Annotated in this window: 17 protein-coding genes and 2 tRNA genes; 2 read left to right on the forward strand and 17 right to left on the reverse strand. The window is 53.1% G+C overall.

Annotated features, from left to right (window positions below; translation table 11 throughout):
* Window positions 1-14 precede the first annotated feature (14 nt).
* The 16 genes from yrbN to rlmE all read right to left on the reverse strand — a co-directional run bounded on the left by yrbN (window position 15) and on the right by rlmE (window position 16,079).
* Window positions 15-71, reverse strand: coding sequence for a protein YrbN (gene yrbN, locus NR195_RS22965; protein WP_098053093.1), 57 nt, complete (start codon window positions 69-71; stop codon window positions 15-17).
* A 105-nt stretch (window positions 72-176) separates the two neighbouring features.
* Entirely contained in the window at window positions 177-1,061 is an 885-nt protein-coding gene (gene nlpI / locus NR195_RS08435) for a lipoprotein NlpI (protein ID WP_010251765.1), read from the reverse strand.
* Window positions 1,062-1,190: 129 nt separating this feature from the next.
* Window positions 1,191-3,329: a polyribonucleotide nucleotidyltransferase gene (gene pnp, locus NR195_RS08440; RefSeq protein WP_010251767.1), complete on the reverse strand. Its 2,139-nt coding sequence runs from the start codon at window positions 3,327-3,329 to the stop codon at window positions 1,191-1,193.
* Between the two features lie 310 nt (window positions 3,330-3,639).
* Window positions 3,640-3,909 (reverse strand): 30S ribosomal protein S15, encoded by a 270-nt coding sequence (gene rpsO / locus NR195_RS08445; protein ID WP_003851063.1) that lies wholly within the window; start codon window positions 3,907-3,909, stop codon window positions 3,640-3,642.
* A gap of 131 nt (window positions 3,910-4,040) precedes the next feature.
* Window positions 4,041-4,985, reverse strand: coding sequence for a tRNA pseudouridine(55) synthase TruB (gene truB / locus NR195_RS08450; RefSeq protein WP_256844415.1), 945 nt, complete (start codon window positions 4,983-4,985; stop codon window positions 4,041-4,043).
* Window positions 4,985-5,392, reverse strand: a complete 408-nt coding sequence (gene rbfA / locus NR195_RS08455; protein ID WP_010251785.1) for a 30S ribosome-binding factor RbfA — start codon at window positions 5,390-5,392, stop codon at window positions 4,985-4,987. Before rbfA ends, truB begins: the two co-directional genes overlap by 1 nt.
* A 65-nt stretch (window positions 5,393-5,457) precedes the next feature.
* On the reverse strand, window positions 5,458-8,151 hold the full coding sequence (infB, locus tag NR195_RS08460; protein ID WP_010251789.1) for a translation initiation factor IF-2: 2,694 nt from the start codon (window positions 8,149-8,151) through the stop codon (window positions 5,458-5,460).
* A 17-nt stretch (window positions 8,152-8,168) separates the two neighbouring features.
* On the reverse strand, window positions 8,169-9,656 hold the full coding sequence (nusA, locus tag NR195_RS08465; RefSeq protein ID WP_010251792.1) for a transcription termination factor NusA: 1,488 nt from the start codon (window positions 9,654-9,656) through the stop codon (window positions 8,169-8,171).
* A 24-nt stretch (window positions 9,657-9,680) separates the two neighbouring features.
* Window positions 9,681-10,133, reverse strand: a complete 453-nt coding sequence (rimP, locus tag NR195_RS08470; RefSeq protein WP_010251795.1) for a ribosome maturation factor RimP — start codon at window positions 10,131-10,133, stop codon at window positions 9,681-9,683.
* Between the two features lie 212 nt (window positions 10,134-10,345).
* Window positions 10,346-10,422: transfer RNA gene (locus NR195_RS08475), tRNA-Met, on the reverse strand.
* A 59-nt stretch (window positions 10,423-10,481) separates the two neighbouring features.
* Window positions 10,482-10,568: transfer RNA gene (locus NR195_RS08480), tRNA-Leu, on the reverse strand.
* Between the two features lie 37 nt (window positions 10,569-10,605).
* Entirely contained in the window at window positions 10,606-10,944 is a 339-nt protein-coding gene (gene secG / locus NR195_RS08485; protein ID WP_010251798.1) for a preprotein translocase subunit SecG, read from the reverse strand.
* A gap of 216 nt (window positions 10,945-11,160) precedes the next feature.
* Window positions 11,161-12,495, reverse strand: a complete 1,335-nt coding sequence (glmM, locus tag NR195_RS08490) for a phosphoglucosamine mutase (protein WP_010251799.1) — start codon at window positions 12,493-12,495, stop codon at window positions 11,161-11,163.
* Window positions 12,492-13,331, reverse strand: coding sequence for a dihydropteroate synthase (folP, locus tag NR195_RS08495; protein ID WP_010671999.1), 840 nt, complete (start codon window positions 13,329-13,331; stop codon window positions 12,492-12,494). The genes glmM and folP overlap by 4 nt, the downstream gene beginning before the upstream one ends.
* A gap of 79 nt (window positions 13,332-13,410) precedes the next feature.
* Window positions 13,411-15,336 (reverse strand): ATP-dependent zinc metalloprotease FtsH, encoded by a 1,926-nt coding sequence (ftsH, locus tag NR195_RS08500; protein ID WP_010251805.1) that lies wholly within the window; start codon window positions 15,334-15,336, stop codon window positions 13,411-13,413.
* A 113-nt stretch (window positions 15,337-15,449) separates the two neighbouring features.
* The gene (gene rlmE, locus NR195_RS08505) at window positions 15,450-16,079 is read right to left on the reverse strand and encodes a 23S rRNA (uridine(2552)-2'-O)-methyltransferase RlmE (RefSeq protein WP_010251807.1); all 630 of its coding nucleotides are present in this window, start codon (window positions 16,077-16,079) and stop codon (window positions 15,450-15,452) included.
* Between the two features lie 127 nt (window positions 16,080-16,206).
* Between rlmE and yhbY the strand changes: the two genes are divergently transcribed.
* Window positions 16,207-16,500 carry a ribosome assembly RNA-binding protein YhbY gene (yhbY, locus tag NR195_RS08510; RefSeq protein ID WP_010251809.1) on the forward strand — a complete coding sequence of 98 codons (294 nt, stop codon included), beginning with the start codon at window positions 16,207-16,209 and terminating at the stop codon, window positions 16,498-16,500.
* Window positions 16,501-16,606: 106 nt separating this feature from the next.
* Here yhbY and greA read toward each other — a convergent pair whose 3' ends face one another.
* On the reverse strand, window positions 16,607-17,083 hold the full coding sequence (gene greA / locus NR195_RS08515; protein WP_010251811.1) for a transcription elongation factor GreA: 477 nt from the start codon (window positions 17,081-17,083) through the stop codon (window positions 16,607-16,609).
* A 249-nt stretch (window positions 17,084-17,332) separates the two neighbouring features.
* On the opposite strand from greA, the gene dacB reads away from it, so the two are divergent.
* Window positions 17,333-18,766 carry a serine-type D-Ala-D-Ala carboxypeptidase gene (gene dacB, locus NR195_RS08520; protein ID WP_010251813.1) on the forward strand — a complete coding sequence of 478 codons (1,434 nt, stop codon included), beginning with the start codon at window positions 17,333-17,335 and terminating at the stop codon, window positions 18,764-18,766.
* Window positions 18,767-18,825 lie beyond the last annotated feature (59 nt).

Raw genomic sequence — 18,825 nt, forward strand, 5'->3', positions numbered from 1 at the left:
AGTACACGTGCCTCTTAGATTGCGGCGGCCAGTCTACATAACTCGTCGTGAAAACTTTCAGTCATTTTCATCAAAAAGTGTGAACCGGCTCAAATTAAAAGTTTTGACGAACAGAAAAGCCTTCATCCTTTAAGATGATGACTTAACAGGTTTTACAGGCAAATTAAGTTCGTCAGCTATTGCTGGTCAGATTCTGATAAATCGTCTTGTGCCTGGCCGAGTTGCGCCAGTTCCAACAATGCGTATCGGTGTTCAACAAAGTTATTGACGTTGTTGGCCACCGCCAGTTTGAACAACGCTTTCGCGTCGTCCTTCTCCCCCAGACTTAGGTAGTACTTACCTAAATAGAAGTTGGTTTCACTGAGATGTTCAGCGAGCGAGGTGTTATCCGTTGCGTCCGCCTTGAGACTTTCCATCAACGTTTTCTCGTTGATATCTCCAAGGTAGAACTCGACAATATTCCATCCCCATTGATCTCTGACCGCTTTGTCGTGACGCTGTTGAAGCGCGACTTTTGCCTTGTCGACATCCATCTCACGTTCAACGAGATAGAGCCACAAACTGCGGAAAGGATCGTTAGGATCGTCTTGATAAAACGCCAGCAGATCATCTTGCGCTAACTTGTATCGACCGCCGTAATAGAGGGCGATACCACGGTTTAAATGCGCATAGTTGTAAGTTGGATCAAGCTCAAGTACAGAATCAAACGCTTCATAGGCGGCATCAAAGTTGCCCGCCTGCGTTAAATATATGCCTAAGTAGTTAAACACTTCGGGCATATCTGGTCTTATAGACAGCGCTTGCGAAAAATCGTTCCGCGCTAATGCCCGCAGACCTAAACTATCATACAACACTCCGCGCTCATATAACAGCTGTGCGCGTTCATCATCGGTGAGAGCGCGACTGGCAAGAATTTGTTCCATGCGCGCCAGTATCACTTCCTGCTGCAGTGTGGGCTGTAAAGGCACTGCAAGAACTTCGTTCTTACGCCAATTGGAGTTGCTGCATCCTGCCAGCGTCAAAGCTGTCGCAACAAAACACCAGCGCAGAAAAGGCTTCATTTCCCACTCCCGAATACAAACATTGGGATAACCATCCTGTCATCCGCCTGCTGTGCACAAGGATTCCCGCCCTCGCGATGATACAAACGCCCCTCTCTGCCAGGCAGAGAGGGGCAAATCAGCAACGACTTATTCAGCAGCGTCAGGCGTGGTCACCGCGACAGCTTCTTCAGCCTGCGGCTTAGATTCTGTCGCTTCTTTGATGCTCAGACGTACACGGCCCTGGCGATCAACCTCCATCACCTTAACCGGTACTTCCTGACCCATCTGCAGATAGTCAGTCACTTTCTCAACGCGCTTATCAGCGATTTGTGAAATGTGAACCAGACCTTCTTTACCACCACCGATTGCAACGAAGGCGCCGAAGTCAACGATACGGGTCACTTTACCACTGTAAACGCGGCCCACTTCGATCTCTGCGGTAATCTCTTCGATACGACGAATCGCTTCTTTCGCTTTCAGACCATCGGTCGCAGCGATTTTCACGGTGCCGTCATCTTCAATTTCAATCGTTGTGCCGGTCTCTTCGGTCAGTGCACGAATCACTGAGCCGCCTTTACCGATCACATCTTTGATCTTGTCAGAGCTGATTTTGATGGTGTAAATGCGTGGTGCGAATTCAGAAATCTCAGTACGCGGCGTGCTGATAGCCTGTTCCATAACGCCCAGAATGTGCAGACGTGCACCCCGGGCCTGGTTCAGCGCTTCCTGCATGATTTCACGCGTGATGCCTTCGATTTTGATGTCCATCTGCAGCGCGGTGATACCTTCACGGCTACCGGCTACTTTGAAGTCCATGTCGCCCAGGTGATCTTCATCGCCCAGGATGTCAGACAGAACAACAAACTTCTCATCTTCTTTCACCAGACCCATTGCGATACCGGCAACGGCGGCTTTGATTGGCACGCCTGCATCCATCAGCGCCAGTGAGGCACCGCAGACAGAGGCCATTGAAGAAGAGCCGTTAGATTCGGTGATTTCAGAAACAACACGAATGGTGTAAGGGAAATCTTCCGCTTTAGGCATTACCGCTAACACGCCGCGCTTCGCCAGACGACCGTGACCAATCTCACGACGCTTCGGCGAACCTACCATGCCGGTTTCGCCGACAGAGTATGGAGGGAAGTTGTAATGGAACAGGAAGCTGTCGGTACGTTCGCCCATCAGCTCATCAAGGTTCTGCGCATCGCGGGTCGTACCCAGCGTTGCAGTAACCAGTGCCTGCGTCTCACCACGGGTGAACAGTGATGAACCGTGTGTACGTGGCAATACGCCAGTACGCACGTCCAGACCACGGATCATATCTTTTTCACGACCATCGATGCGTGGCTCGCCATTCAGGATGCGAGTACGAACGACGGTTTTTTCAAGGCTATGCACGATGTCGCCGATTTCTGAACCATCCAGCGTTTCATCTTCAGCCAGCAGCGCAGCGATGGTTTCGTCTTTAATGACGCCAACCTGGGTGTAACGCTCCTGCTTGTCAGTGATGCGGTAAGCATCGCTGATGCGCGCTTCTGCCAGGGCAGCAACGCGAGAAATCAGTGCGGTATTGGCTGCTTCTGGCTGCCAGTCCCAGCGTGGTTTGCCCGCTTCAGCAACCAGGGCATTGATGTTTTCGATAACAATCTGCTGCTGGTCGTGACCAAAGACCACGGCGCCCAGCATCTGCTCTTCTGACAGGATCTCAGCTTCAGATTCAACCATCAGAACGGCATTCTGCGTACCGGCAACCACCAGATCCAGACGAGACTGTTTCAGCTCATCTGCGGTTGGGTTCAGGACATATTGATCGTTGATGTAACCAACACGCGCAGAACCAATTGGGCCATTGAACGGCAGACCAGAAAGCGCCAGTGCAGCAGAAGCACCGATCATGGCAACGATGTCCGGATGAACCTGTGGGTTCACAGAGACAACAGTGGCGATAACCTGAACTTCGTTAACAAAACCTTCCGGGAACAGCGGACGAATCGGGCGGTCAATCAGACGCGAAATCAGGGTTTCGCCTTCGCTTGGACGGCCTTCACGACGGAAGAAGCTGCCCGGGATACGACCAGCAGCGTAAGTACGCTCCTGATAGTTCACGGTCAGTGGGAAGAAATCCTGACCTGGTTTAGATTTTTTCTGACCTACTACAGTGACGAATACTGCAGTATCGTCCATGCTCACCATAACAGCGGCTGTCGCCTGGCGAGCCATCATGCCGGTTTCCAGCGTGACGGTATGTTGACCATATTGGAATTTGCGTACGATCGGATTCAGCAAAATCAAAGTCCTTAACTTCGGGGCATGGCTATCTGTAGCCCGCCATTGATTACCAATCTTCAGTTGCATCCTCGCGACTAATGACAACCCTCGACCGCCCCTGCGGTAAAGCCTCTCATTAGCCGCGCGAAATTCTGCAAACTAAAGATCACACTAAGCAACAATACATCAGTTTGGTCCGGATTGCTGCCGATTGCTCGAAAAAAGGGGCCATAAAGGCCCCCTCTTCACGAAACTCGCACAAATCTGATCGTAAGCTGCACAGAGTGCAAAAGCCCGCATAATGCCCCGACGATCAGATTCTTCAGACTTAGCGACGCAGACCGAGACTTTCGATCAGGCTGCTGTAGCGTGCAACGTCTTTACGCTTCAGGTAGTCCAGCAGCTTACGACGCTGAGATACCATGCGCAGCAGACCGCGGCGGCTGTGGTGGTCTTTTTTGTGCTCAGAGAAGTGACCCTGCAGATGGGTAATCTGCGCGGTCAACAGGGCAACCTGAACTTCAGTTGAACCGCTGTCGTTAGCACCACGGCCATATTTAGCAACGATCTCTGCTTTAGCTTCTACGCTTAGAGACATAATAAACTCCAGTAATAAATGAATGTATGGGTGCCGATCTCTAATTCAGCATCCCGCTTTAAAGCCGCGCTATTCTACTCTGCGCCCGATAGCAACGCAAATGCCCCATCAGCGAAAAGTGAACGCCTGGCTCAATCCTGATACTCAACCACTAAACGACGTGGCGCAAGCCGGCCATCGTCGGCAATTTCTGCCATACCGATAAACTTACGCGCTTCGCCTTCCGATACCCTTACCAGCCCCTGCGCAGGCGCATTGCTGGCCTGTACCGGCTGTCCCTGGCGGAAGAAATCTGCCACGGCAGGCGGGATATTCACTTCAGGGAAATCAGAGGCGGGGCTGTCCATCGGCAACAACAGCGGATCGAGCTGCGATTCCAGTGGGATGCCGGCTTCTGTGGCTTCCGTCAGCAGGGTGTTGAGCTGTTCCAGCGTCACCATCCTTTCATACGGATAACGGGCAACCTGAACGCGACGCAGCATAATCACGTGCGCACCGCATCCCAGCTTTTCGCCCAGGTCATCGATGATGGTGCGGATATAGGTGCCTTTGGAGCAGTGAATTTCCAGCTCCAGCTCGTTATCCTGCCAGCGAATGAATTGCAGTTCATAGACAGTGATGGGACGCGGTTCACGCGCAATCTCAATGCCCTGACGCGCATATTCATACAGCGGGCGTCCCTGATGCTTCAGTGCCGAAAACATTGAAGGCACCTGCAGCGTTTCGCCGCGGAAGCTCTCCAGAGCACTGTCCAGATCGGCCTGAGTGAAGCTGACCGGACGCGTCTGCACGATGTTGCCATCGGCGTCTGACGTGTCGGTCCGCTCGCCCAGTCGGGCAATCACGCGATAGCGTTTGTCGGAATCGAGCAGATACTGCGAAAACTTAGTCGCTTCACCCAGGCAGATCGGCAACATGCCGGTAGCCAGAGGATCCAGCGCGCCGGTATGTCCTGCGCGATTCGCGTTAAAGATACGCTTCACTTTCTGCAGGACATCATTCGACGAGACGCCTTGTGGCTTATCCAGCAACAACACGCCATGGACGTCGCGACCGCGACGACGCGGACGACTCATTACGCCTCCTCGTCATCGCCAGTGGCGTCCGGACCACGGCGCTCAGTATCGTTCTTCACGACGCTGGTGACGAGATTGGACATGCGCATCCCTTCGACTAACGAGTTGTCGTAGAAGAAAGTCAGCTCAGGCACGATACGCAGACGCATCGCTTTGCCCAGCAGAATGCGGATATAACCTGACGCTTCTTTCAGCGCTTTCAGGCCATGTTTAATCGCTTCTTCATCTTTGTCGTTGAGGAAAGTCACGAACACTTTTGCGTAAGCGAGATCGCGTGAGACTTCAACGCCTGATACGGTGACCATCATGCCAAGACGTGGATCTTTGATCTCACGCTGCAGGATCATCGCAATCTCTTTTTGCAGCTCTTGTGAAACGCGCTGCGGGCGACCAAATTCTTTCGCCATCATTATTTCTCCCAAATAATTCGGGAGGCCAGAGGCCTCCCAAATTGCAACACATCAGCAGTCTATTACTCGATGGTGCGTTTAATTTCGATGATTTCAAACACTTCGATCATATCGCCAACGCGAACGTCGTTGTAGTTCTTCACGCCGATACCGCACTCCATGCCGTTACGCACTTCGTTAACGTCATCTTTAAAGCGACGCAGAGATTCCAGCTCGCCTTCGTAAATTACCACGTTGTCACGCAGGACACGGATTGGATTGTGACGCTTGATGTTACCTTCCGTCACCATACAACCGGCAATCGCGCCAAACTTCGGTGATTTGAACACATCGCGCACCGCAGCCAGACCGATGATCTGCTGTTTGTACTCTGGTGCCAGCATGCCGCTCATTGCCGCTTTAACTTCGTCAATCAGGTTATAGATGACAGAGTAGTAGCGCAGATCCAGGCTTTCTGCGTCAATGACGCGACGCGCAGAGGCATCGGCACGAACGTTGAAGCCAAGGAGGATGGCGTTAGAGGCAGCAGCCAGGGTCGCATCGGTTTCGGTAATCCCGCCCACGCCTGAACCCACAATCTTCACCTTCACTTCGTCGGTGGAGAGTTTCTGCAGGGAGTCGGAGATTGCTTCCACAGAACCCTGAACGTCAGCTTTCAGAACGATGTTCAGTTCAGACACTTCGCCTTCGGTCATGTTAGCAAACATGTTCTCGAGCTTAGATTTCTGCTGGCGAGCCAGTTTAACTTCGCGGAATTTGCCCTGACGATAGAGCGCAACTTCACGTGCTTTCTTCTCGTCACGTACCACGGTCGCTTCATCACCCGCAGCCGGCACGCCGGACAGGCCCAGAATCTCAACCGGGATAGATGGACCCGCTTCCATGACTTCGCGACCCAGTTCGTCACGCATTGCACGAACGCGGCCATATTCGAAACCACAAAGAACGATGTCGCCTTTGTTCAGCGTACCTTCACGTACCAGCACGGTGGCAACCGGACCACGACCTTTGTCGAGGAACGATTCGATCACCACGCCGCTCGCCATACCTTCACGGATAGCGGTCAGTTCCAGCACTTCCGCCTGCAGCAGGATAGCGTTTAACAGGTCATCAATGCCGGTACCCGCTTTCGCAGAGACATTAACGAACATGTTTTCGCCGCCCCACTCTTCCGGAATGATACCGTACTGAGTCAGTTCGTTTTTAACACGATCCGGATCCGCTTCTGGCTTATCGCACTTGTTCACTGCAACCACAACCGGCACTTTAGCGGCTTTGGCGTGCTGAATAGCTTCGACAGTCTGTGGCATCACGCCATCGTCTGCTGCAACCACCAGGATAACGATATCGGTCGCCTGCGCACCACGTGCACGCATCGCGGTAAACGCGGCGTGGCCCGGGGTATCCAGGAAGGTAACCATACCGTTGTCGGTTTCAACGTGGTAAGCACCGATGTGCTGAGTAATACCGCCCGCTTCGCCAGAGGCGATTTTAGTGGAACGGATATAGTCCAGCAGGGACGTTTTACCGTGGTCGACGTGGCCCATGATGGTGACAACCGGAGCACGAGACTCCTGCGCAGCATCAGTATCACGATCGTCCATTACCGCTTCTTCCAGCTCGTTCTCACGACGCAGGGTCACTTTGTGGCCCATCTCTTCGGCAACGAGCTGTGCAGTTTCCTGGTCGATGACCTGGTTAATGGTCGCCATGGCGCCCATTCTCATCATCGCTTTAATGACCAGAGAACCTTTCACCGCCATTTTGTTAGCCAGTTCGGCTACGGTGATAGTTTCGCCAATCACAACATCGCGGTTAACGGCCTGCGCTGGCTTGTTGAAGCCCTGCTGCAGTGCGCTAGGTTTGCGATGCTTGCCGCCTTTACCACCACGAACCTGCGCACGCGCTTCTTCACGGTCAGTTTTGGCTTCAGAGTGTTTGTTGCCTTTTTTCGCCGGACGCGCAGCTTTAGCCGTAGTACGCGCACGCGCACGACCTGCTTCAACCTGACGGTCGTTTTCGTCTTCCGCCTGACGGGCATGGGTCGAAGTGGTGACGTGATAGTCGCCTTTATCCTCTTCTTCCGGTTTTTCCCATTCAGCTGATTTCTCTTCAGCCAGACGGCGGGCTTCTTCTGCTACGAGGCGGGCAGCCTCTTCAAGCTTACGGCGGGCTTCTTCTTCAGCTTTACGCTTCAGTTCGGCAGCTTCAGCTTCGCGACGGGCTTTGTCTGATTGCGCAGCCCTGGTCACTTCGTCGGTAGGTTGATTTGTCACTTTTTCATTTTCCGCTGCTGCACGTTTGGCCTTGTCAGCGGCTTCGCGCCTGGCTTTATCTTCGGCTTCACGTTGCGCTTTCTGTTCAGCTTCGCGACGGGCTTTTTCTTCAGCCTCGCGTTGCGCCTGCTCTTCCGCTTCACGCTGCGCCTCGGCTTCAGCTTCTGCCTGAGCTTGCTCAGCCTCTGCATCACCCTTCACATAGGTACGCTTTTTGCGGACTTCAATTTGCACCGACTTACTTTTACCCCCGGTGCCTGGAATATTCAAGGTGCTGCGCGTTTTACGCTGCAGCGTCAGCTTAGCTGAACCGACCTGACCGTGTTCACGGTTCAGATGAGATAGTAAGGTTTCTTTCTCTTGCTGGGTCACCGCGTCATTTTCAGACTTAGGGATCCCCGCATCAGCAAATTGCTGTACCAGGCGATCGACCGGAGTCTGAATTTCTGCGGCCAGCGATTTTACGGTTACATCTGTCATGCTGTTCCTTCCTGTTATTACGCGTCATCGCCGAACCAGCAGATATTACGTGCGGCCATAATCAGCGCGCCGGCTTGTTCATCAGACATGCCTTCAATATCCGTCAGATCGTCAACACCTTGCTCAGCGAGATCTTCCAGCGTGCAAACGCCTTTCGACGCCAGGCGGAACGCCAGCGCACGATCGAGGCCTTCAAGATTCAGAAGATCCTCAGCGGGCTCCTGATTTCCAAGACTCTCTTCTTTCGCCAGTGCCAGGGTGGTTAACGCATTTTTTGCTCGTTCACGCAGGGCTTCAATGGTCTCTTCGTCGAGGCCGTCGACTTCCAGCAGCTCGTTGATTGGCACGTATGCCAGCTCTTCCAGCGAGGAGAAGCCCTCTTCCACCAGTACGGTGGCGAACTCTTCGTCGATGTCGAGATGTTTAGTGAACATATCGATCGCTGCATGTGCTTCAGCCTGATGCTTAGCCTGCAGATCATCGACGGTCATCACGTTCAGCTCCCAGCCACTCAGCTGTGAAGCGAGACGCACGTTTTGGCCGTTACGGCCGATCGCCTGAGCCAGATTGCCAGCTTCTACGGCGATATCCATGGTGTGGTTATCTTCATCAACCACGATTGACGCCACATCGGCCGGAGCCATGGCGTTAATAACAAACTGCGCCGGGTTATCGTCCCACAGCACGATATCGATACGCTCGCCGCCCAGTTCACTGGAAACTGCCTGAACACGCGCGCCGCGCATGCCCACACAGGCACCCACCGGATCAATACGTTTGTCGTTGGTTTTGACTGCAATTTTAGCGCGCGAACCCGGATCACGGGCAGCGGCTTTAATTTCAATCAGTTCTTCGCCAATTTCTGGCACCTCGATGCGGAACAGTTCAATCAGCATTTCTGGTTTAGAACGCGTCACGAACAGTTGCGCGCCACGCGCTTCCGGACGTACAGAGTAGAGTACGCCACGAATACGGTCGCCTGGACGGAAGTTTTCACGCGGCAGCATATCTTCGCGCAGAATCACCGCTTCGGCATTGCTGCCTAAGTCGAGGGAGATGTTGTCGCGGTTAACTTTCTTCACCACGCCCGTGATAATTTCGCCTTCCTGCTCACGGAACTGATCAACCACCATTGCGCGCTCAGCTTCGCGCACTTTTTGCACGATAACCTGCTTAGCGGTCTGGGTGGTGATACGGTCAAAGGTGACCGATTCAATCTGATCTTCGACATATTCGCCCAGATTGAATGCTTCATCTTCGAAGCGGGCCGCATCCAGCGTGATCTCGCGCGTCGGCTGTGTCACCTCTTCTACGATTTCCCAGCGGCGGAAAGTATCGAAATCGCCACTGCGGCGATCAATGCTGACGCGTACCTCAATTTCCTGCTCGTACTTTTTCTTGGTCGCAGTCGCCAGCGCGCTCTCCAGCGCTTCGAAGATTTTCTCACGCGGCAGGGCTTTTTCGTTAGAAACGGCTTCTACAACAGCTAAGATCTCTTTGTTCATCCTGGTTAGCCTCAATCCGGACTTTTAAAAGTGGGGGACCAGGTTCGCTTTCTGAATATTACTCAGTGCGAACACTTCATCGCTACCCTCAACGTGCACCGTGATCATCTCGCCATCAACTGACTTAATGGTTCCCTGCCATTTACGGCGGTTCTGCACGGCCATACGCAACACCAGACTCACTTCTTCACCCATAAAGCGGGTGTAGTGTTCTGCAGTGAACAGAGGACGATCGAGTCCCGGTGAAGAGACTTCTAGGTTGTAAGGGACGGTAATGGGATCTTCAACATCCATTACCGCACTTACCTGGTGGCTGACATCGGCGCAATCATCGACATTGATGCCATCTTCACTATCAATATAGATGCGCAGGATAGATGTGCGACTACGAACGAATTCAATTCCAACCAGTTCGTAACCCAGCGCTTCTACGGGAGCCGATACCAACTCTGTCAATTTTTGCTCTAATGTGGACAAGCCCACCCCCAAGACATAAAAAAAGGGCCTATAGCCCAGTATTACGATTCGCTAATAACAAAAAACCCCGAATATTCGGGGCTTTTAATCACTGGACCCTGTATGCCGCAATGCGGCCCGGACTCCATCCAAAGAATTTTCTTTCAAAAAATAACCGTGAATGCGTCCGTCGATGCATACAGTATATTTGAAAAAGAACTCAAAGGGAAAATTGGTTGCGGGGGCCGGATTTGAACCGACGACCTTCGGGTTATGAGCCCGACGAGCTACCAGGCTGCTCCACCCCGCGTCCGAAAACGTGGCGAATAATACGCCAGACCTGCATAAAATGCAAGGGATACTGCTATTTGGTACCGAGGACGGGACTTGAACCCGTAAGCCCAATCGGGCACTACCACCTCAAGGTAGCGTGTCTACCAATTCCACCACCACGGCACTGCACTGACCACAACGATTCGTTGTGCTGACGACCTTACTTAGGAATATCGCTGCCCGGCGTTACCGGTTGAGCTGGCTTTTCAGTCTGTTGAGAAGACTGCGCCGGCGCAGAAAGATTTTCCCACTCGCTTCCTTTAGACGCTTTATTGCTGTTCAGATTACCCAGAACCAGGCTGATGATGAAAAACAGCGCTGCTAAGATGCCGGTTGTACGAGTCATGAAATTACCTGAACCCGAAGAACCAAACACCGTACCGGATGCGCCTGCACCGAATGAGGCTCCCATATCAGCGCCTTTGCCTTGCTGCAGCATGATCATACCCACGAGGGCGATAGCTACAATAAGGAAAACTACTAAAAGAGCTTGGTACATATCATCCTGTTCCTTGCACGGTAATCGTACAGTTAAAGCTTCAACCAGTATTGATGGGGAGTCTCGTCATCACCCATCAGAAGCGGGTGTGAATACTAACCAAAGGCGCATATCTCTGCAAGTGCAATTTTTACTACCCCTACTGTTTGCAGAAAAAAACGCCATCCCGGTGATTTTACAGGCAGTTCAGCACCCTGCAGACCGCCTGTTACGGTTTTAAACGGCCTTGACCTGGTCGGCGATGCGATTCGCCAGTTCGGTGACCTGCGCCTCATTTTCGCCTTCGACCATGACACGAATCAATGGCTCAGTACCTGATTTACGCAGCAGAACGCGTCCGCGACCCGCCAGCGCTTTTTCCACTTCGGCCGTGACAGCTTTCACCGCGTCACTCTGAAGCGGATCATGTTCGCCCGCAAAGCGTACGTTAACCAGAACCTGCGGCAGCATTTTCATGCCACTACAGAGATCGTGCAGGCTCATATGGTTACGCACCATCGCAGTGAGCACTTGCAAACTTGCAACGATACCGTCACCGGTTGTGGTTTTATCCAGCAGGATCACATGACCGGAGTTCTCTGCACCGAGACGCCAGCCCTTCTCCTGCATCTTCTCCAGTACATAACGGTCACCGACTTTGGCACGGGTAAACGGAATGCCAAGCTGTTTCAGCGCTAACTCCAGCCCCATGTTACTCATCAGCGTACCCACGACGCCGCCACGAAGCTGTCCCTGACGCAGGGCTTCACGCGCAATGATGTAGAGGATCTGGTCGCCATCAACTTTGTCACCCAGATGGTCAATCATCATGATGCGATCGCCGTCACCGTCGTAGGCCAGGCCGATATCAGCCTTCTCCGCCAGCACGCGCTGCTGCAGCAGTTTGAGATCGGTGGCACCGCACTCTTTGTTGATGTTCATGCCGTCTGGCTGGACACCGATAGCAATCACCGTCGCGCCCAGTTCACGCAATACATTCGGCGCAATGTGGTAGGTGGCGCCATTGGCGCAGTCGACCACAATTTTCAGGCCATTCAGATTCAGTTCGCTGGGGAACGTCCCTTTGCAGAACTCAATGTAACGCCCTGCTGCATCGACGATGCGGCTGGCGCGGCCTAACTGCGCTGATTCAACGCAGGTAATCGGCTTTTCCATCTCCAGCTCAATCGCCTCTTCGACGTCATCGGGCAGTTTGGTGCCCTCGGACGAGAAGAATTTAATCCCGTTGTCGTCAAACGGGTTATGTGACGCTGAAATCACAATGCCCGCCTCTGCGCGGAAGGTACGGGTCAGATAGGCGATGGCTGGTGTAGGCATCGGGCCGGTAAAGGCGGCCGTCAGGCCTGCTGCGGCGAGACCGGCTTCCAGCGCGGACTCCAGCATATAGCCAGAGATACGGGTATCTTTACCGATAATGATCTTCTTTGAACCGTGGCGCGCCAGCACTTTACCTGCGGCCCAGCCCAGCTTCAGGACGAAATCGGGGGTGATGGGTGCTTCACCGACTTTGCCACGAATGCCGTCTGTACCGAAATATTTACGATTACTCATGATACTCCTTTTGCTCTTCGGGTCGCTTCGACCACGCGCATCGCTTCAGCCGTCTCTTTTACATCATGGGCGCGAATAATCTGCGCGCCCTGCATAGCAGCAATCACCGCGCAACTCAGGCTGCCGGTTAAACGCTGTGACGGGCCGACGTTTAACAGCTGGCCAATCATCGATTTACGCGACATCCCCACTAACAGCGGCAGGCCGAAGTGGTGAAAATCGCCAAGATGAGCCAGCAGTTCATAATTGTGGCTGAGATTTTTACCGAAACCGAAGCCCGGGTCGAGTATCAGACGCTCTTTTTTAATGCCCGCTGCTTCGCAGCGCGCTATCTGCTGAGCGAAGTAAGTGTCCACTTCGCTTAAAATATTTTCGTAAACCGGTGCCTGCTGCATGGTGCGCGGTTCGCCCTGCATATGCATTAAACAGACGGGCAGCCCGGTCGACGCGGCGGCTTCCAGTGCTCCGGGTTCGGAAAGTGAACGCACGTCGTTAATGATGTGAGCACCCACTCGCGCGGCTTCCCGGATGACATCGGCTTTAGAGGTGTCCACTGAAATCCAGACTTCGAAACGCTGGGCAATGGCATCGATGACCGGAATCACCCGCTCCAGCTCCTCCTCCACACTCACTTCATCCGCGCCAGGACGGGTTGATTCCCCGCCCACATCGATGATGGTTGCGCCTGCATTGACCATCTCATTGGTATGCGTCAGCGCATCAACCAGCGCGTTATGCTTTCCACCATCTGAAAAGGAGTCCGGCGTGACGTTAAGAATGCCCATCACATGTGGAAAAGATAAATCGAGATGGGAATCACGGGCGAACAACTTCATAGCGGAAACTCCTTGCTGATCAATATCTGGATGTAAAAAACCCCGGACCAGCCGGGGTTTTGTCTGACGATGTTGCGTCTTATTTGTTGTACTGCTCTGACATGGTATTGCCTGGGTTTGGCGTACGCGGTTCATCAACCGGACGTGGCGCCTTTGGCGTACCGTTGCTGTCTGAGTTGCTGCCTGGATCTTCCCAGCCCGCTGGCGGACGCACTTCGCGGCGCGCCATCAGGTCGTCGATCTGCGGTGCATCAATGGTTTCATACTTCATCAGCGCGTCTTTCATCGCGTGAAGGATGTCCATGTTCTCACCCAGAATCTGACGAGCACGCTGGTAGTTGCTGTCGATCAGGTGCTTAACTTCCTGGTCGATGATGCGGGCCGTTTCATCAGACATATGTTTCGCTTTCGCGACAGAACGTCCGAGGAACACTTCACCCTCTTCTTCTGCATAGAGCAACGGACCCAGTTTTTCAGAGAAGCCCCACTGCGTCACCATGTTACGCGCCAGATTGGTCGCAACTTTAATATCGTTGGACGCACCGGTAGAAACACGTTCTGCACCGTAGATGATCTCTTCTGCCAGACGACCGCCGTAAAGCGTTGAGATCTGGCTTTCCAGTTTCTGACGGCTGGCGCTGATCGCGTCGCCTTCAGGCAGGAAGAAGGTCACACCCAGTGCGCGACCGCGCGGGATAATCGTTACTTTATGAACCGGGTCATGCTCTGGCACCAGGCGACCAATAATGGCGTGGCCTGCTTCGTGGTAGGCAGTTGACTCTTTCTGCGATTCCGTCATCACCATGGAGCGACGTTCCGCACCCATCATGATTTTGTCTTTCGCTTTCTCGAACTCTACCATCGAAACCACACGCTTGTTTGAACGGGCCGCGAACAGCGCTGCTTCGTTAACAAGGTTGGCCAGATCGGCACCCGAGAAGCCTGGCGTACCACGTGCAATGATTGCTGCATCAACATCAGTTGCCAGCGGCACACGACGCATATGCACTTTCAGGATCTGCTCACGACCGCGAACATCTGGCAGGCCAACTACAACCTGACGGTCAAAGCGACCTGGACGCAGCAGCGCAGGGTCCAGTACGTCAGGACGGTTAGTTGCGGCGATAACAATAATACCTTCGTTACCTTCGAAACCATCCATCTCAACCAGCATCTGGTTCAGCGTCTGCTCACGTTCGTCATGTCCACCGCCTAAACCGGCGCCACGCTGACGACCGACTGCGTCGATCTCATCGATAAAGATGATGCACGGAGCCGCTTTTTTGGCCTGTTCGAACATGTCACGCACACGGGATGCACCGACACCGACAAACATTTCCACAAAGTCAGAACCGGAGATGGTAAAGAAAGGCACCTTCGCTTCACCGGCAATCGCTTTTGCCAGCAAGGTTTTACCGGTACCCGGTGGCCCCACCATCAGAACGCCTTTTGGAATCTTACCGCCCAGCTTCTGGAAACGGCTTGGCTCACGCAGATATTCCACCAGCTCAGCAACTTCATCTTTCGCTTCGTCACAACCTGCTACGTCGGCGAAAGTGGTTTTAATCTGGTCTTCCGTCAACATGCGGGCTTTGCTCTTGCCGAAGGACATCGCGCCCTTACCGCCGCCGCCCTGCATCTGACGCATAAAGAAGATCCACACACCGATCAGCAGCAACATCGGGAACCACGAAATGAAGATTGAAGCCAGCAGGCTTGGTTCTTCCGGCGGTTCGCCAACCACTTTGACGTTTTTGGTCAAGAGGTTATCGAGCAACTTGGGATCGTTGACAGGAATGTAGGTCGTGTATTTATTGCTGTCTTTTTTAACGACGTTAATTTCACGCCCGTTAATACGTGCCTCGCGGACCTGATCCTGGTTCACTTCCGACAGGAAGGTTGAATAATCAACCCGACGGCCATTCGACTCGCTGGGCCCAAAGCTCTGGAATACTGACATCAGCACGACCGCGATGACTAACCAGAGAATCAGGTTTTTCGCCATGTCACTCAAGGGATTAACCTCATATTACAACGGTGTTAACAGATAGCGTAGGGTACTATAGATCCCGCATACATGGAATCGCAGCAAAACTGCGGACTTCTCCAGCAATTTGGTTATAGTTTGCGCCCAGTCGCCACAATATACACTTCACGTGAACGTGAACGTGAAGCGTCCGGCTTACGAATTTTCACTTTCGTAAACAGGGAGCGAATTTCCCGCAGGTATTCATCGAAGCCATCTCCCTGAAACACTTTCACTACAAAACTGCCGCCAGGTGCCAGGATATCCCGACACATCTCCAGCGCCAGCTCGACTAAATACATCGACCGGGGAATATCTACGGCAGGTGTACCACTCATATTCGGCGCCATATCGGACATGACAACCTGAACTTTTTGATCGCCAACGCGTTCAAGCAGCGCATTGACCACCGATTCTTCACGAAAATCGCCCTGAAGGAAATCGACACCGACTATCGGATCCATTGGCAGGATATCACAGGCAATGACTCGCCCTTTGTTCCCAATTTGCTGTACCACATATTGCGACCAGCCTCCGGGTGCAGCACCCAGATCTACCACGGTCATACCGGGTTTGAAAAGCTTGTCACCCTGTTGTATTTCATCAAGTTTAAACCAGGCGCGCGAACGCAACCCTTTTTTATGCGCCTGGAGCACATATTTATCGCTAAAGTGTTCCTGAAGCCAGCGGCCGGAGCTGGCCGAACGCTTTTTACCCGTCATAATATTTCCAACTAAATCGTCATCGTAGCGATAAACCTGCACGCAATGGGTTGCGTCGATTTGGTGATATACCCGAGATGGCGGTAGAATGAACCGTTTTCAATCCCTGAGTAAGTAAAAAACTACGATGAATCTAAGTACCAAACAAAAACAGCACCTCAAGGGCCTCGCCCATCCGCTCAAGCCAGTGGTTATGCTGGGTGGCAATGGCCTGACTGAAGGCGTGCTGGCCGAAATCGAGCAGGCTCTGTCGCATCACGAACTGATCAAGGTAAAAATCGCCTCGGAAGATCGTGAAACGAAACAGCTGATCGTTGAGGCTATCGTGCGTGAGACCGGTGCCAGCAACGTACAGGTGATCGGCAAAACGCTGGTGCTGTATCGCCCCTCTAAAGAGAGCAAAATTTCTCTGCCACGCTAATTGGGCAAAGAAAGTGACATGCTCTTACCTCAGATAAAAGGCCGCAATGCGGCCTTTTTCCTTTCTTTACATTATGCTTTAACGCTTTTCAAAGCGTAGCAACATCTTAAAGGTATTCCACCTTCAGGATTTCATACTCAACGTCGCCGCCCGGGGTTTTCACAATAGCCACGTCATCGGCCTCTTTACCCACCAGGCCACGCGCCATCGGCGAATTGACCGAAATCAGATTTTGCTTAAAGTCCGCTTCGTCATCGCCCACAATGCGATACGTGGCTTCTTCGTCGGTTTCGACGTTCAGCACGGTAACGGTTGCACCGAAAATCACGCGTCCGGTTTTCGGCATCTGAGTGACGTCGATAACCTGCGCATTGGAGAGTTTGGCTTCAATCTCCTGAATACGGCCTTCGCAAAAACCCTGCTCTTCACGCGCAGCGTGATATTCCGCGTTCTCTTTTAAATCGCCATGTTCGCGTGCATCAGCGATAGAGGCGATAATGCGCGGGCGCTTCACGGTTTTCAGCTCGTTCAGCTCTTCGCGCAATCTTTCAGCGCCTCTTAACGTCATCGGAATCTGATTCATTTAAGCTCCTCGCCATCTTTCCTGTTTAACGATGTCATCCTGACCGGTGACTGCAGAAAAAAGCGTTCTGCGGCGCATTAGCCCGTTTTTGCAAATAAAAGAATCCTGACCCGGAGATGCTTCCAGGCCAGAAAAGAGTTTTGCAATTTGATACGTATTTTACCCCAGAGTTCCCTGCGGGTCATCGTTTACTTTGCACCGTCCAGCGACGTAGTATTGACGCCCTCACCTGCCAGTTACCGCGAGATTATGCGATTTTCACGACTTGTTACCGGATTAAGCTGCGCATTTATGCTGCAGGCACACGCAGCGCCAGTTGATGAATACATGCAGTACCTGCCAGACGGCGCCAATCTGGCGCTGATGGTACAAAAAGTAGGCGCATCAACACCGATTATTGATTATCACGGAAAACAGATGGCCCTGCCCGCCAGTACCATGAAAGTGGTGACGGCGCTGGCAGCATTGCTGGAGCTGGGTGGCGACTTCCGTTTTCAGACCACTTTTGAGACTCGCGGCGCCATTATCGATGGCACCCTGAACGGCGATTTAGTTGCACGTTTCGGCGGTGATCCCACCTTAAGCCGTCAGGATCTGCGCAACATGGTGGCGGCGATAAAGAAGCAGGGCATTAACCATATCAAAGGCAATCTGGTTATCGACACCTCCGTTTTTGCCAGTCACGATATGGCGCCGGGCTGGCCGTGGAACGATATGACCCAGTGCTTCAGTGCTCCGCCGGGTGCGGCAATCGTTGATAAAAACTGCTTCTCGGTCTCGCTCTACAGTGCTAATACGCCGGGTGAGAATGCCTTTGTACGTATCGCCTCCTATTATCCGGCGCATATGTACAGCCAGGTGCGCACCATTGGCCGCAACAGCGGCGAAGGGCAATATTGCGAGCTGGATGTGGTGCCGGGCGAGCTGAACCGCTACACCCTCACGGGCTGTATGCGCCAGCGCGCGGAACCGCTGCCGCTGGCATTTGCGGTGCAGGATGGCGCGGCCTGGGCTGGCGAAATCCTCAAGGCGGAACTACGGTCGTCTGAGATTGATTACAGCGGGCATCTGGTGCGACAGACGCAGGTCACCGAACCGGGTACCGTGCTGGCATCGACCCAGTCCGCGCCGCTGCATACGCTGCTGCACACCATGCTGAAGAAGTCAGACAACATGATTGCCGACACGGTGTTTCGCACCATTGGTCATCACTACTTCAATGTGCCCGGCACGTTCCGCGCCGGACAGGATGCCGTTCGCCGCATCCTGAAAGCCAAAGCCAATGTCGACATGGGTAATAGCATTCAGGTGGATGGTTCAGGTCTCTCCCGCCATGACCTGATTTCGCCGCAAACCATGATGCAGGTATTGCAGTTCATTGCGAAGAATGACAACACGCTGGATTATATTTCGATGCTGCCGCTGGCAGGTTACGACGGCACGCTGCAGTATCGCGGCGGGCTGCATGAGGCGGGGCTGGATGGCAAAGTCTCGGCGAAAACCGGCTCACTGCAGGGCGTCTATAACCTGGCGGGCTTTATTACCACCTCCAGTGGCGCGCGGGTGGCGTTCGTTCAGTTCCTTTCCGGTTATGCGGTCCCGCCGGAAGATCAGCGTACCCGCCGTATTCCGCTGGTGCGATTTGAGAGCCGTCTCTACCGCGATATCAATCAGAACAACTGATTATTCAGTCATAAAAAAAGCGCAGCGGTCAGATCAACCGCTGCGCTTTTTATTGCCCG

The organism is Pantoea sp. Ft-CA_14 (assembly GCF_024520875.1).
GTDB lineage: Bacteria > Pseudomonadota > Gammaproteobacteria > Enterobacterales > Enterobacteriaceae > Pantoea > Pantoea agglomerans.

Coding starts and splice junctions, on each gene's coding strand:
- nlpI (WP_010251765.1), bottom strand. CDS start 1,061: ATGAAGCCTTTTCTGCGCTGGTGTTTTGTTGCGACAGCTTTGACGCTG.
- rpsO (WP_003851063.1), bottom strand. CDS start 3,909: ATGTCTCTAAGCGTAGAAGCTAAAGCAGAGATCGTTGCTAAATATGGC.
- truB (WP_256844415.1), bottom strand. CDS start 4,985: ATGAGTCGTCCGCGTCGTCGCGGTCGCGACGTCCATGGCGTGTTGTTG.
- rbfA (WP_010251785.1), bottom strand. CDS start 5,392: ATGGCGAAAGAATTTGGTCGCCCGCAGCGCGTTTCACAAGAGCTGCAA.
- infB (WP_010251789.1), bottom strand. CDS start 8,151: ATGACAGATGTAACCGTAAAATCGCTGGCCGCAGAAATTCAGACTCCG.
- nusA (WP_010251792.1), bottom strand. CDS start 9,656: ATGAACAAAGAGATCTTAGCTGTTGTAGAAGCCGTTTCTAACGAAAAA.
- secG (WP_010251798.1), bottom strand. CDS start 10,944: ATGTACCAAGCTCTTTTAGTAGTTTTCCTTATTGTAGCTATCGCCCTC.
- glmM (WP_010251799.1), bottom strand. CDS start 12,495: ATGAGTAATCGTAAATATTTCGGTACAGACGGCATTCGTGGCAAAGTC.
- folP (WP_010671999.1), bottom strand. CDS start 13,331: ATGAAGTTGTTCGCCCGTGATTCCCATCTCGATTTATCTTTTCCACAT.
- ftsH (WP_010251805.1), bottom strand. CDS start 15,336: ATGGCGAAAAACCTGATTCTCTGGTTAGTCATCGCGGTCGTGCTGATG.
- rlmE (WP_010251807.1), bottom strand. CDS start 16,079: ATGACGGGTAAAAAGCGTTCGGCCAGCTCCGGCCGCTGGCTTCAGGAA.
- yhbY (WP_010251809.1), top strand. CDS start 16,207: ATGAATCTAAGTACCAAACAAAAACAGCACCTCAAGGGCCTCGCCCAT.
- greA (WP_010251811.1), bottom strand. CDS start 17,083: ATGAATCAGATTCCGATGACGTTAAGAGGCGCTGAAAGATTGCGCGAA.
- dacB (WP_010251813.1), top strand. CDS start 17,333: ATGCGATTTTCACGACTTGTTACCGGATTAAGCTGCGCATTTATGCTG.